The organism is Flavobacterium sp., assembly GCF_041392005.1.
In the GTDB taxonomy this organism is placed as follows: domain Bacteria; phylum Bacteroidota; class Bacteroidia; order Flavobacteriales; family Flavobacteriaceae; genus Flavobacterium.
Window position 1 is genome coordinate 138,196 of sequence record NZ_JAWKMX010000003.1, and the last position, 14,930, is coordinate 153,125.

Genomic DNA, 14,930 nt, shown 5'->3' on the forward strand with positions numbered 1-14,930 from the left:
CACAACATAATTAACACAAAATTAACCAATACAAATAGAGGTATAATAGAAAAACACTTTTTATTGGATTTAAAAATTATATAATGAAAAAGCATATTTTATTTTTAGTAATGTTATTTACTGTTGCGGGTTATTCGCAGGCAATAAATGTAAGTACAAATGCTTATACCGTTCCAGAACTTGTAACCGATGTATTAATCGATTCGCCATGTGCAGTAGTGTCTAATGTTTCGTGGAACAACTGCTCAAACGGAATAGGCTATTTTACCAATACCAACCCCGATTTTCCCATGGCAGCGGGCGTTGTAATGTCAACAGGTTTTGCTACTAATGTACCAGGGCCAGAATCTGGAGTAAATAGCGATAATAATTGTGGTACCGATGGTGACACATTGTCTTCGCTTTATAATTACATACAGTCGTTGGGTATTGACCCTGGATTGAATAGTTATAATGATGTTGTGGTAATTGAGTTCGATTTCTTGCCTTTTACAAATACCATGAGTTTCGACTTTTTGTTTGCTTCCGATGAATATGGACAATGGCAATGTCAATATGCTGATGCTTTTGCGTTCTTTTTAACGAATACAGCTACAAATGTTACAACAAATTTAGCATTGGTACCTGGTACTACCGATCCTATTTCGGTACTAACCATTCGAGATGATAACACATTAAATAGTGGTACTTGTAATAGTGAAAATGCAGAGTATTTTGGTATAGACAATCAGGTAAATCCAGCAAATGCAGCTATCGATTTTAGAGGACAAACCGTACTAATGACAGCACAATCTACAGTAGTGCCTAATACGCTTTATCACATACAATTAATTATTGGCGATAGAAATGATAATGCCTTTGACTCCGCAATATTTATAGGTGCAGGTAGTTTTAATGTAGGTACTGCCGAAATTTCGTATCAAGTAGATTTAGGTGTAGAAACAGACGATATGTTGGTTAGCAATGGTTTGGCGAGATGCCCAGGTGAAACAATTGAACTAAATTCTGGTTTAGAAGCAGCTAATTATACTTTTGAGTGGACTTTTAACGGTACAGTGTTATCTGGCGAAACAGGACCATCGATGATAGCAGACCAAGCAGGGACATACTGTATTGCCGCTACAAATATAGGCGGTGGCTCTTGTACACAAACCGATTGCATAGATGTAGAGTATTTGCCGGTATTTAGTGTAAATGATGCACCCGCAGACTATGTAGTTTGCGAAGGCGAAGATTATAATTTTAACGATCATATTCAAGAACTTTTAGGCCCTTCGCTTGACCCGCTTGACTATGAATTAACGTTTTATTTAACTCCAGAAGATGCGCAAGAGGCTTTAGGGCAAATATCATCAATATATCCTTCAACAGTTAGCCCACTACAGGTTTATGTAAGAATAGAAGATTTTACAATACCGTGTCCCGTTTTTTCTGAGTTTACGGCTATGACGCAGCCTTGCCCAGAATGTGATATTATTTTAACATCAGCTACAGGAACAGATAACCAAACGGTATGTAACAATCAACCAATTGAAGATATAGTTTTTGATATAACCGGAGATGCTACAAATGCTACGATAGCAGGTTTGCCAACAGGAGTAACAGGTAGTTATAATTCGGGTGTTTATACAATTACGGGAACACCCACAGCTACAGGAAACTATACCGCTACTATAACTACAGTTGGTTGTTCTCCAGAATTAACATATGATGTTACCATTAATGTTATTAGTTTACCAGTTATTACATCATTAACAGGCTCAACGCCAATATGTGAAGGCGAAGATGCTATTTTCGATTTAGAAGGTACACCAAACGCAACAGTTGATTATACATTAAATAGTGTTTCAGGAACTGTTACCTTTACTGCTTCAGGTACAGCACAAGTAGTAGTTACAGCTCCAACGGTTGATCAAATACTAGAAACAAGTGTGGTTTCGGTTGGTACTTGTTCTGATAATGTAGTGTTAAGCTATACAGTTGTTGTTAATGACCTTCCAGAATTTACAAGTATAACGAGCAACACACCGATTTGTGAAGGCGATGATGCGATATTTACTTTTACAGGTACACCAAATGCTGCTATTGAGTTCACAGTAGATGGGGTTTCTCAATCAACAACATTAAACGCTTCGGGAAGTTATGTTTATACGGCAACTACACCAAGTTCAAACGTTGATGTAACAATGCAAAGTATTGAACAAAATGGTTGTACAGTTACTTTAACGGAAACGGAAACGGTAACCGTAAATTCGACGCCAAGTTTAACTTCGTTAAGTGGATTAACACCAATATGTGAAGGACAAGATGCTATTTTCACGATAGTTGGTTCACCAAATGCTATGATAGATTACGATGTAAATGGAACAACAGGAACCATTCAAATAGAAGCCGACGGCGATGTAGATGTGGTTGTAATGGGAGCAACAGTTAATCAAGTAATTACCTTAAGTTCAATTTATATAGGAACATGTACAACAGCTTTAACCGATACATTTACGATTGTAGTAAATCCAAATCCCGTATTTACAAGTGTAACAGGCAATGGTCCAATATGTCAAGGATCAGATGCTACTTTTGATTTTGTAGGAACAGCTGGAGCAACAATTATTTTTGATGTAAATGGTGGTTCACAAACTATAGTATTAGATGCAACAGGAAATGGACAATACACAGAAGTAAGTCCAAGTTCAAACGTTGTTATAACAATGCAAAGTATTGAACAAAATGGTTGTACAGTTACTTTAACGGAAACGGAAACTGTTGTTGTATCTCCTACACCAACGATTATTTCATTAACAGGCTCAACACCAATATGTGAAGGCGAAGATGCTATTTTCGACTTAGAAGGTACACCAAACGCAACAGTTGATTACACATTGAATAGTGTTTCAGGAACTGTTACCTTTACTGCTTCAGGTACAGCACAAGTAGTAGTTACAGCTCCAACGGTTGACCAAATACTAGAAACAAGTGTGGTTTCGGTTGGTACTTGTTCCGATAATGTAGTGTTAAGCCATACTATTGTTGTAAGTAATGCTTTAGCTACTCCTACGATAACCACCACACCACCAAGTTGTAGTGCAGAAGGCACGGCTACCATTACGAATTACGACCCAATGTTCACGTATTCGTTTACACCAAACGACGGCACGAGTGTTGGCGCAGGCGGTGTAATCAGCGGAATGGTTGCAGGAACGAATTATACAGTTACAGCAGAAAATGCTTCGGGTTGTGTTTCGGCAGCTTCATTACCATTTAGTATTGCCGCTATATTAGTTACCCCAGACGTTCCTACGATAACCACCACACCACCAAGCTGTAGTGCAAACGGCAGTAGCACGATAAGCAATTACGACCCAATGTTCACGTATTCGTTTACACCAAACGATGGTACGAGTGTTGGCGCAGGCGGTGTAATCAGCGGAATGGTTATTGGCACAAGTTACACGGTAACAGCAAGCAATGGCAGTTGTACATCGGGTTCATCACTAAGTTTCAGCAATGCTGCGATGTTAACAACGCCAGACGTTCCTACCATAACCACTACACCACCAAGCTGTAGTGCAGAAGGCACGGCTACCATTACGAATTACGATCCAATGTTCACGTATTCGTTTACACCAAACGATGGCACGAGTGTTGGCGCAGGCGGTGTAATCAGCGGAATGGTTGCAGGAACGAATTATACAGTTACAGCAGAAAATGCTTCGGGTTGTGTTTCGGCAGCTTCATTACCATTTAGTATTGCCGCTATATTAGTTACCCCAGACGTTCCTACGATAACCACCACACCACCAAGTTGTAGTGCAGACGGCAGTAGCACGATAAGCAATTATGACCCAATGTTCACGTATTCGTTTACACCAAACGATGGCACGAGTGTTGGCGCAGGCGGTGTAATCAGCGGAATGGTTATTGGTACAAGTTATACCGTAACAGCAAGCAATGGCAGTTGTACATCGGGTTCATCTTTAAGTTTCAGCAATGCTGCGATGTTAACAACGCCAGACGTTCCTACGATAACCACCACACCACCAAGCTGTAGTGCAAACGGCAGTAGCACGATAAGCAATTACGACCCAATGCTCACGTATGCTTTTACACCAAACGATGGCACGAGTGTTGGCGCAGGCGGTGTAATCAGCGGAATGGTTGCAGGAACGAATTATACAGTTACAGCAGAAAATGCTTCGGGTTGTGTTTCGGCAGCGTCATTACCATTTAGTATTGCCGCTATATTAGTTACCCCAGACGTTCCTACGATAACCACCACACCACCAAGTTGTAGCGCAAACGGCAGTAGCGCGATAAGCAATTATGACCCAATGCTCACGTATTCGTTTACACCAAACGATGGCACGAGTGTTGGCGCAGGCGGTGTAATTAGCGGAATGGTTATTGGCACAAGTTACACGGTAACAGCAAGCAATGGCAGTTGTACATCGGGTTCATCTTTAAGTTTCAGCAATGCTGCGATGTTGGCATCGCCAATATTTACAAGTATCACAAGTAATACGCCTATTTGTGCAGGCGAAAATGCGGTATTCACTTTTACAGGTACAGCTAATGCTACTATTAATTTTACGGTAGATGGTACTTCTCAATCGGCGATGTTAGATGCTTCTGGAAGTTATGTTTATACGTTAACTAATGCAAGTTCTAATGTTGTTGTAACTATGGTAAATATTCAACAAAATACATGTACTGTTACTTTAACCGATAGTGAAACGGTTGTGGTAAATCCTCTTCCAACAATTAACCCGATTACTAATAATAGTGCTATTTGCGCAGGCGAAAATGCTATTTTTACTATAGAGGGTACACCAAATGCTTTAGTAAATTATGATATAAATGGAGTAGCAGGAACAACTCAAATAGAATCCGATGGCGATGTAGCTGTAGTTGTACGGGAGCCACAGTTGACCAAGTAATTACATTACAATTGTTAACAGATTCGGTTACTTCATGTACAACAACTTTAACAAACACAGCAACAATATCTGTTTTATCATTACCAACAGCCGATATGAGTACAACAAGTAATTTAGTTTGCTTAAACGGTATGACAACTCTTACTTTTACAGGTACACCAAATGCTACAGTTTCGTTTACAGATGGTACAACAGTATATACAGAAACTTTAGATGGCACAGGTTATGTTGCGTTTACAACACCAATGTTAACAACGACTACTACTTATACTTTAACAAGTGTAGTTTCATCTGGCACACCAAGTTGTACGGTTGCTTTAAGCGATTCTGAAACGATAAGTATTACACCAACGCCCGCCATCACATCGATAGATTATGATGCGATATGCGATGGTGATTTGGCAAATATTTTGGTAAACATGAACAACGCTACAGGTTTTCAGTGGCAAGCTACTTTAACGAATGTTACCTATAATGGTTTTACAAATGGAGATGATACAAATATTAATCAAGTAGCGACTTTAACAAATCCGTTACAACAAGGATTTATCACTTTTTCTATTTTACCAGTTTTAACGGGAGGTAATTGTTCAGGCTCACCTGAAACTATTATAGTTTATGTTAACCCAGTACCTGTTATAACGGATATAACAATTACACCAGATACGGCATCTGTTTGTTCAGGCGAATCGGTTACTTTTACAGTTTCGGGCGACCCGAGTGGTATAACATATAACTGGACAGCGGTATTAAACGGCGTTAGTGTTGTAGATGGTATTACTAGTGGAACCACTACTACTGGAATAGTTACCTTAACAGTTGCTAGTACAAGCAATACCACTGCAGGAGATTTTTATGTAAGCTTTACACCCCAAATAGGTTCATGTGTAGGTTTACCAGAGGATAGTGATAGCGTAACGGTTAATCCTATTCCAGGTTCTGTTATTCAATCTGATTATACTATTTGTAGCGATACTAGTTTAGCTGATGTGTTTGACATTCAATTAAATTTTCCATTAGTAGCCAATACAGGAGTAGAGTGGTTTGTTATAGATGCAAGTAGTAATGTAAGCGGATATTCAGATGGTAGTTTAAGTGCACCGCCTCCGTTTGTAATTCCCGATGTATTATCAGTAATTGGCGACTCACAAGGTTATGTACATTATAGAGTTTGGACTGTTTCGCCATCGGGCTGTAGAGGCGAATATGAAGATTTTATGGTTTATGTAAATCCTATTCCAAACCCTACAATAGAAGACGGTTCGTTGTGTATAGACGATTTAGGCAATGTATTCCAAACATATTGGCTACAAGCTACGGGTAATTACAGTACAGGCAATTATGAGTTTGTTTGGTACGATGCAAACGATGCAGTAGTAGCTATAACTACAGTGCCACAGTTAGAGGTAAACACAACGGGTAGTTATTATGTTTTAGTAACCAATTTAGATACAACCTGCGAGGGCGTATCGAATACAGCCGTTGTAAACGAAACAACACCAGCTACAATTGTAAAAGCAGAGGCTACCGATTATTTTTCAGATAATGCTACGATTGTGGTAAATACTTCGGGTAGCTCAGGTACGCTACAATACCAATTAGATGATAGTGGGTATCAAGATAGTAATGTGTTTACCAATGTAAGCACAGGCGACCACACCATAACGGTAATAGACACGCAAGGTTGTACGTTTTTAGAAACTACAGTTCGCGTTATAGATTATCCTAAGTTTTTTACGCCTAATGGCGATGGTTACAACGATACTTGGAATATAGCTGGATTAAACCAGCCCGAGGCAAAACTGTATATTTTTGACCGTTATGGCAAGTTACTAAAACAACTAAGCGCTACCGACGATTCGCTAGGTTGGGACGGAACATTTAACGGACAACTAATGCCATCTACTGATTATTGGTTCTCGTTAGAATATGTAGAAAACAACGTGGCTAAAGAATTTAAAGCCCATTTTTCTTTGAAACGATAATTTTTAACATTTGAGTTTAGTATCTAAATTAAAATTTTATATCTTTGGCAAGGTTGGGTAACCCTTATCATATTATATAAATAAAACAACCCCAAAAGAATGAGTTTAAAAAGGAGTTTTTTAGTTTTGTCTTTTTTATTGACACAATATTTTTATTCCCAAGAAGGTGTAGCAGTATATTCAGATTATTTAGCGGATAATTATTATTTAATTCATCCATCTATGGCTGGCGCTTCTAATTGTGGTAAAATTCGTTTAACTGCAAGACAGCAATGGTTTGGGCAAGAAGACGCCCCTTCGTTACAAACATTAAGTTTTAACACGGCTTTAGATGAAGATGGAATTTCAGGTATAGGTATAATTGCATTTAATGATAAGAATGGGTATCATTCGCAAAGAGGAGGAAAACTAACGTATGCTCACCATTTACGATTCTCAAGAAATACAGTAGATTTAAACCAATTGTCATTTGGATTAAGTGCGGCATTTATACAAAGTCAATTAGATGAAACAGAATTTGTTAATCAAAATTTTGATCCATTTGTTTTTGGAGGAATTTATCAAAAAGACTCGTATTTTAATGTAGATTTAGGAGCTTCTTATCATTATTTAGATTTTTTTACTCATCTTACAGTAAAAAACTTTTTGGCTAATAGAAGAGAAATTTATACCGAAGGTTTTGAATCAGATAATTTAAGAAAATACTTATGGAGTGCTGGTGCTGTTTTTGGCGACAGCGATAGAATATTACTTGAGCCATCTATTATGTTTCAATATACAGAAGAAACAACTGAAAAAGCTATTGACATTAACTTAAAAGCATACAAACAGTTAGAGTTTGGAAAAGTTTGGGGGGCATTATCATACAGAAGAAGTTTTGATGGAGCCCAGTACTTAAACGGAAACGCTATCGACGAGCAAAAATTACAATGGATTACGCCAGTAATTGGCGTAAATTATAAACAATTTATGTTTGCCTATACCTACACTCATATTTTAGGAGATATTAAATTTGATAACGGTGGATTTCATCAGTTTACTTTAGGTATCGACGTATTTTGTAGAGATAAAGCTTGGGATTGTAATTGTCCAGCGGTTAATTAATAATCCATTAAATTATAACAAATTAAAGTCCCATAAGTGGGACTTTTTTATTTAATACTAAAAAGAAAATGAAAATAATTAAAGAAGTAAATGGTGTTTATCCTTCCATTGCAAACGATTGTTTTATAGCAGAAAATGCAACTATAGTTGGGAATGTTACAATAGGAACAGAATGCAGTGTTTGGTTTAATGCTGTTATTAGAGGCGATGTTAATTCTATAACAATAGGCAATAAAGTAAACATACAAGATGGTGCTATAATTCATTGTACGTATCAAAAACACGCTACAATTATTGGGAATAACGTTTCAATAGGTCACAATGCAATTGTACACGGCTGTGTTATAAATGATAACGTTTTAATAGGTATGGGAGCAATTGTAATGGATAATTGTGTAATAAACAGCAATTCAATTATAGCTGCAGGCTCTGTAGTTACACAAAATACAATTGTAGAAAGTGGTTGCATTTATGCGGGTATTCCTGCTAAAAAAGTAAAAAATATTGATGAAAGCGAGTTTTCAGGCGAGATTGAACGAATAGCCCAAAACTATGTAATGTATTCTTCTTGGTACAAATAGAGAGTAATACAAATAAAAAAGGGTTGCTAAATGGCAACCCTTTTACGTTGTATAATACAAAATTTAATTTGAACCTACTATTTGAACACCTCTATAATCATTAACAAATTTTAAAGGGATGTTTGCATTATAATGTGAATTAATTACATTAAGAAACGCATTAGCAATAACCGCATATCCACGAGAATTTGGATGAACGCCATCTAAAGAAAATAAAACTTGATGCTCTGAAGCAACACCGCTAAAGTAATCGGCTGTATAAAGTTGCCCTGTATCGATACGTAAACCACTAACTAACTGGTTCATAATACTGTTCATGTCTGCTACAGCTAAATCTTTACTAGCAGCAATAGATACAATAGCATTGTTGTAAGCTGTTGTAGCATTCAATACTCTAGTTTTTTCTGTAGAAGTTAATACATATTTGTTAGCTAACGGAAGTGTAACACCTTGAATATTAAACGGAGCTGTAACAGCAGGGTTTTCTGTACCAATTACAGATGAAGCGGTTAAAACAACTAAATCGTTATTTGTACAAGAACGAGCTTTACCATACAAAGCACCTAATTGAGCTGCATACGCCATAAGTAATGGGTTGCCAGATGCGCTTGCATAAGCTGTAATTTGAGCACCTAAGTCAGATAGGTCTGCATCATAAATTAATAGTGAATTATTTGCACCATCATTTAATTGTAAAGGGGAAATTCTACCACCTGTTGCTACAAACAAAAATTGGTATAATTGTGTTAATAAAGCAGCATTTGCTTGATCTGCATTAAGTAGCGCATCAGGAACAGGGTTGTAAGGAACAGTTGTAAAATAAGGAATTGATGTTACACTTGGAATAGTTGCCACAACACCTTTTGCTCCGTTTGAAGTTAAACCAGTAACAGAACCTAATAATGGGTGTGTACCACCATTAATAATAAGGTTGTAAGTTGCAGCAAACACATTTGCATTTGTAATATCGTTACTTCCATAAGTTGTAGGATCTAAATTTCCTGTACTGTTATGATCTGCCGCGGGTGTCATTCCGTCTGCATTAGCACCACCACTTGTAGCATACGATAAAATATCGTTAGCACCAATCCAACATGTAAAAAATGTAGGATTAAGCGACATAGCATCTCCTAAAACAGAAGCATTAGGCGAAGAAGCAAAGCGAACATAATACGGGTTTGCTAAACCTGCAGAAACACCTGCAATATTTCCATAACCAGGTGCTAATAAATGAAACGATTTTGCCCCTGGAACTCCCATGTTGTTTCGAGCTCCTGCCGAAATATTAGCAATATCAATAGAAGGAGAACCCGCAATATTTTCAGGGCGACCTTCGCTAGCATCAATAACTAAACGGGTTCCTGCTAGTGTAGTTCCTCCCAAAGTTAAGCCACCTAAATTGTTAACATCATCATCAAAAGAGGGTTGTGTAAAAGCGCCACCACCTACTAAAGAAAACTGTTCTGCTAACATATTAGGAAACGAATTTGCCTGACCATCTCTATAAACAGTACCGTCCATATAACCAGCGGTCAAAGAGTTTCCAACAGCTACGAAAGTAGTGAAATCTGCATCTCCCGCAGAATAATTTGCATCTACATCATTTTCAAATTCAGGCTCGCAAGCAGCAAAACCTAAAGCTACTAATACTGATACGTATAAAAATTTATTTTTCATTTTCATTTTTTTTAAAATTAGAAACCATATGTTATACCAATACCTGGAGAAAACACAGACGATTTATAAGTACCACCAAAGTTAGGATTCGGTAACTGTGTTAAAGGATCAGTAGAATGATTGTATGAATTATCGATTTCATCAAAATGTAAGTATAAGAAAGAAGCATCTATACCTAATTTATCTGTTACTTGGTAGGTTAAACCGCCTGTAAAGCCCATAGAATCGTTACGTGGCGTTTCTGGTGCAAAATACCCGTCTTGTACTGGACTTTCGTCAAAGTACCAACCTGCTCTAAAAGTAAATTTGTTATTAGCCTCATACTGTGTACCAACACGATAGGTAGAAGAATTTTTGTAATTTCTTGGGTTGCTAGAAGAAGAACCATTTGCAAATGAAATGTCTAAAGCTTTGTAAGCACTCCACATGGTGTAGTTATAATCGAAAGCAACTAACCATTTATCTGTAATTTGAACCGACAAACCTGTTGTTAATTCTGCCGGTAAAGGTAAATCAGCATCAAACTTAGTGTCTTGTAATAAACTTGCTGCATAATCTGGAACATCGCTATAAGAAGCATCGCCATCGCGTGCTTCCATTACTATTTTTGATCGGTAATTTAAACCTAAACGAACTTTTTCGGTAGGTGTTACCATCATACCAATATTGTATCCCCAAGCCGAAATACCACTAGCATCTAATGTTACATTAGAATTTTGTAAAACACCTCCTGGATATTGTAAATTTCTATTAAATTCTACACCTCCTGTAGCATAAATAAGACCACCACCAAGACTAAATTGATCAGACAATTTAACAGCTAATGAGGGTTGAACAAATATTGCTTTTAAATCGATGTTGTTTACTAAATGAGCTCCTTCCCAGCCTTTGTCCCATTCTACAGAGCTACCATAAGGCGAATAAACAGCTAAACCAGCGGTTAACCAATCGGTTAATTGGTAAGTTGCATAAATACTAAATGGGGTACCAAAATTATCGGTACTCGCTTCCCAATTGTATTGCGAGTTTTGAAATCGTGTTTTAGAAAACAAGGCATTTGCTCCAACTGATAAATTGAATTTCTTGTCTAAATAAACCATTCCAGCAGGATTAAAAAAGGTAACCTCAGCGCTATTTATTACAGCAACACCTGTATGACCCATGGCTAATTGTCTTTGTCCTTGAATAGCCACACGATAGCCGCCTGCAAAAGCAGAAACACCAACCAATGCTGATAGCGTTAAAGAAAGTATTTTTCTCATAATAATTAAATGTTAGTTATAATCATCAAATTTAATATAAAATATGGAATTAACAATTTTTTAAGGTAAAATATTATGCGTTCCTAATATTTTTTTAATTTTTTAAGAATTCCGAAACATCTTTAAAAAAATCTTCTGGGTTTTCGGCATGTAACCAATGTCCTGCGTTGCTTATGGTTTTTATAGTTGCCTTAGGAAAATAATATTCGATACCGATACGATCTTCGTCTAAAATATAGTTCGATTTTTCGCCTCGTAAAAAAAGCACAGGTTTGTTGTAATGAGAATTTGTAGAAAGCTCATTGCCTATGGTTTCTATCTTTTCGTTAAAAACAGCTAAGTTAAAGCGAAAGGCTAATTGTTCTGGTTGTTTCCAATACAAACTTTTGAGTAAAAATTGACGCGTGCCAAAATCTTTTATATACTCTTTTAGTATGGTGTCAACTTCTTTTCGCGATGGTTTTTGAGAAAAATCTACTGCATTTAATCCTTTTAAAATAAGTTGGTGGTGTGGTGCATAATACTTCGGTCCAATATCGGCAACAATTAATTTTTCTACTAAATTAGCGTTTTCGCAAGCTATTTGCATGGCTACTTTTCCACCCATTGAATGCCCTAGTAAAACAATGTTTTCTAAATTGTTTGTAGCACAATACCGAACAACATCTTCTGCCATAACTTCATAAGAAAACGCATCGGAATGGAAACTTCTGCCGTGGTTTCGCAAATCAAGTAAATGAACTTGGCAGCCTAATTCTGAAAATTCTGTCCCAAGTGTTTTCCAGTTATCGGACATTCCTAGAAAGCCGTGTAAAATTAAAAAAGGTTTTCCGTTACCTATTATGTTTGAATACAATTCCATTTTTATAACGTTTTTTACGTGAGCGGGTGCAACAAGTTACCGTGTAACGTGGAACACGCGACTCCTTCATAAAACAAAGTTTTGTGAGGAGGCACGCCCAAATTAGTTTAATTTTTGCAAGTACATATTTACCACATTTTCTAAACCTAAATACAACGATTCGGAAATAAGTGCATGACCAATTGAAACTTCTAATAAGTTAGGAATATTTTCTTTAAAAAATTTAATATTATCTAAACTTAAATCGTGTCCAGCGTTAATGCCTAAATCTAATTCGTTTGCTTTTTTAGCCGCTAAAATAAATGGTTCAATGCCTTTTCTATTTCCTAAGCTATACTGATGGGCAAAACTTTCGGTGTAGAGTTCAATTCTGTCGGCATTGGTTGCTTTTGCTCCTTCGACCATAGCTTCAATAGGGTCAACAAAAATAGAAGTACGAATATTATTTCGTTTAAATTCGGCAATAACTTCGGTTAAAAAACTTTTGTTTTTTAGGGTGTTCCAGCCCGCATTTGAAGTTAAAACATCATTACCGTCTGGAACAAGTGTAACTTGCGTGGGTTTAATTTCGAGAACTAAATCGATAAATTTTTTAATAGGATTTCCTTCAATATTATATTCGGTGTGTACAATAGGTTTTAAATCGTAGGCATCTTTATAGCGAATATGGCGTTCGTCTGGTCGCGGATGAATGGTTACACCTTGTGCACCAAATTTTTGCACATCGGTTGCTACTTGAAGTAAGTTGGGCACATTGCCACCACGAGAATTTCGAAGTGTTGCAATTTTATTTATGTTTACTGATAATTTTGTCATACCTTTAGTTTTAGAAAAACAAAAATACAAAGTATAAATGGCTTTGTGGTAAAAATTGATTAATTTGCACCAAAAATTAAACTAAAAATGAATTCGATATTTAGCTATATAAATAGAGATTTACGTCCGTTAAAAACAACAGACACTATTAGCTATGTACAAGATTTTTTTTTAAATCTAAATTATTCGCACTTTCCAGTTTTAGAAAATGGTGTTTTTATAGGTAGTATAAGCCGAGATAATGCCGATATTTTAGAAGGCGAAACTACTATAACCGATAACAAATATGAACTCGACCGTTTTTATGTACGTGTAAATATGATTTGGCTCGACGTATTAGAGGTGTTTGCCCAAAATGAAACCAATATTGTGCCCGTTTTAAGCGATAAAAATAAATATGTAGGTTACTACGAATTAGAAGATGTAATTCGATTTTTTCACGAAACACCTTTTTTAAAAGAAGATGGCGGTATTTTAGTAGTAGAAAAAGACGTAACTAATTATACAATGGGACAAATTGTGCAAATTGTAGAAAGTAATAATGCTCGTCTGTTAGGTGCATTTGTATCGAAAATAGAAAACAATAAAGTAGAAATAACACTTAAAACAAGTGGAGGCTCGTTAAACGATATTATTCAAACCTTTCGTCGATTTGAATACCAAATAGTTTCGGAAATAGCAGACGACAACTATTTGCAAAATTTAAAAGAACGTTCCGATTATTTAGACAAATACTTGAGTTTATAGAATGAAGTTTGCGTTATTTGGACAATATTATCAAAACAGCACCGAAACTACGGTTTTAAAAGTAATTGCGTTTTTTATTGAAAACAATTGCGAAGTTGTTATTGAAGAAAACTTCTATAAATTAATTGCATCTTTTTTGCCAAAAAAATTTAGTGTTTTTTCAAACCATACAGAATTAGATGCAAGCTTTACAGCTTTTGTAAGTATAGGTGGCGATGGTACAATTTTGAGAGCCGTAACCTATGTGCGCGACAAAAATATTCCTATTGTAGGTATTAACACAGGAAGATTAGGTTTTTTAGCAACCGTTCAGTTAGATAATATAGAACCACTGTTAACTAAAGTTATTGCAAAAGAATACTCCATTTCAAAACGGTCGCTTATTACTTTGCGTTGCGAGCCAAAAAACCCAGATTTAGCCGATTTAAATTTTGCGCTTAACGAAATAACAGTTTCTAGAAAAGAAACAACTTCTATGATAACCATAGAAACCTATTTAAACCAAGAATATTTAACCTCGTACTGGGCAGATGGATTAATTTTAGCAACTCCTACAGGTTCAACAGGTTACTCTCTAAGTTGTGGCGGTCCTATTGTAACACCTAGTGTAAACAGTTTTATAATTAACCCAATAGCGCCACATAATTTAAATGCTCGTCCGCTTGTAATAACAGACGATACCGAAATTAGTTTAAAAATATCGGGTAGAGAAGATGCGTTTTTAGTATCGTTAGATTCTCGAATAACATCGGTTAATAACCAAACCACTTTATACATAAAAAAAGCTTCTTTTTACATTAATTTAATCGAGTTTAAAGAAGAGGATTTTTCTAAAACAATTCGAAAAAAATTACTTTGGGGCGAAGATAAAAGAAATTAATTCTCAAATTATACCACTTTTTCTTTTTTAGCGTTTTAAAATAAGTTACCACAAAATGTGGTAAAGAAATCAATATTGTTAT

At 36.2% G+C, this 14,930-nt stretch carries 10 protein-coding genes; 6 read left to right on the plus strand and 4 right to left on the minus strand.

Features of this window, described 5'->3' with window-relative positions:
- Window positions 1-83 precede the first annotated feature (83 nt).
- The 4 genes from R2808_RS03280 to R2808_RS03295 all read left to right on the plus strand — a co-directional run bounded on the left by R2808_RS03280 (window position 84) and on the right by R2808_RS03295 (window position 8,604).
- Window positions 84-4,934: a choice-of-anchor L domain-containing protein gene (locus tag R2808_RS03280; protein WP_371269527.1), complete on the plus strand. Its 4,851-nt coding sequence runs from the start codon at window positions 84-86 to the stop codon at window positions 4,932-4,934.
- 11 nt (window positions 4,935-4,945) lie between these two features.
- Complete coding sequence (locus R2808_RS03285) at window positions 4,946-6,919, plus strand: T9SS type B sorting domain-containing protein (protein WP_371269528.1); 1,974 nt, start codon at window positions 4,946-4,948, stop codon at window positions 6,917-6,919.
- Between the two features lie 99 nt (window positions 6,920-7,018).
- Window positions 7,019-8,023, plus strand: a complete 1,005-nt coding sequence (locus tag R2808_RS03290) for a type IX secretion system membrane protein PorP/SprF (RefSeq protein ID WP_371269529.1) — start codon at window positions 7,019-7,021, stop codon at window positions 8,021-8,023.
- A 68-nt stretch (window positions 8,024-8,091) separates the two neighbouring features.
- Entirely contained in the window at window positions 8,092-8,604 is a 513-nt protein-coding gene (locus R2808_RS03295; protein ID WP_371269530.1) for a gamma carbonic anhydrase family protein, read from the plus strand.
- Between the two features lie 63 nt (window positions 8,605-8,667).
- Here R2808_RS03295 and R2808_RS03300 read toward each other — a convergent pair whose 3' ends face one another.
- The 4 genes from R2808_RS03300 to R2808_RS03315 all read right to left on the minus strand — a co-directional run bounded on the left by R2808_RS03300 (window position 8,668) and on the right by R2808_RS03315 (window position 13,221).
- Window positions 8,668-10,281, minus strand: coding sequence for a G-D-S-L family lipolytic protein (locus R2808_RS03300; protein ID WP_371269531.1), 1,614 nt, complete (start codon window positions 10,279-10,281; stop codon window positions 8,668-8,670).
- Window positions 10,282-10,298: 17 nt separating this feature from the next.
- Entirely contained in the window at window positions 10,299-11,543 is a 1,245-nt protein-coding gene (locus tag R2808_RS03305) for an OmpP1/FadL family transporter (RefSeq protein ID WP_371269532.1), read from the minus strand.
- A gap of 94 nt (window positions 11,544-11,637) precedes the next feature.
- Window positions 11,638-12,405 carry an alpha/beta fold hydrolase gene (locus R2808_RS03310; RefSeq protein WP_371269533.1) on the minus strand — a complete coding sequence of 256 codons (768 nt, stop codon included), beginning with the start codon at window positions 12,403-12,405 and terminating at the stop codon, window positions 11,638-11,640.
- A gap of 102 nt (window positions 12,406-12,507) precedes the next feature.
- Window positions 12,508-13,221, minus strand: coding sequence for a pyridoxine 5'-phosphate synthase (locus tag R2808_RS03315; protein WP_371269534.1), 714 nt, complete (start codon window positions 13,219-13,221; stop codon window positions 12,508-12,510).
- Between the two features lie 87 nt (window positions 13,222-13,308).
- On the opposite strand from R2808_RS03315, the gene R2808_RS03320 reads away from it, so the two are divergent.
- Both R2808_RS03320 and R2808_RS03325 read left to right on the plus strand, forming a co-directional pair.
- On the plus strand, window positions 13,309-13,968 hold the full coding sequence (locus tag R2808_RS03320) for a CBS domain-containing protein (protein WP_371269535.1): 660 nt from the start codon (window positions 13,309-13,311) through the stop codon (window positions 13,966-13,968).
- A gap of 1 nt (window position 13,969) precedes the next feature.
- Window positions 13,970-14,848: an NAD kinase gene (locus tag R2808_RS03325; RefSeq protein ID WP_371269536.1), complete on the plus strand. Its 879-nt coding sequence runs from the start codon at window positions 13,970-13,972 to the stop codon at window positions 14,846-14,848.
- The last annotated feature ends 82 nt before the right edge of the window (window positions 14,849-14,930 follow it).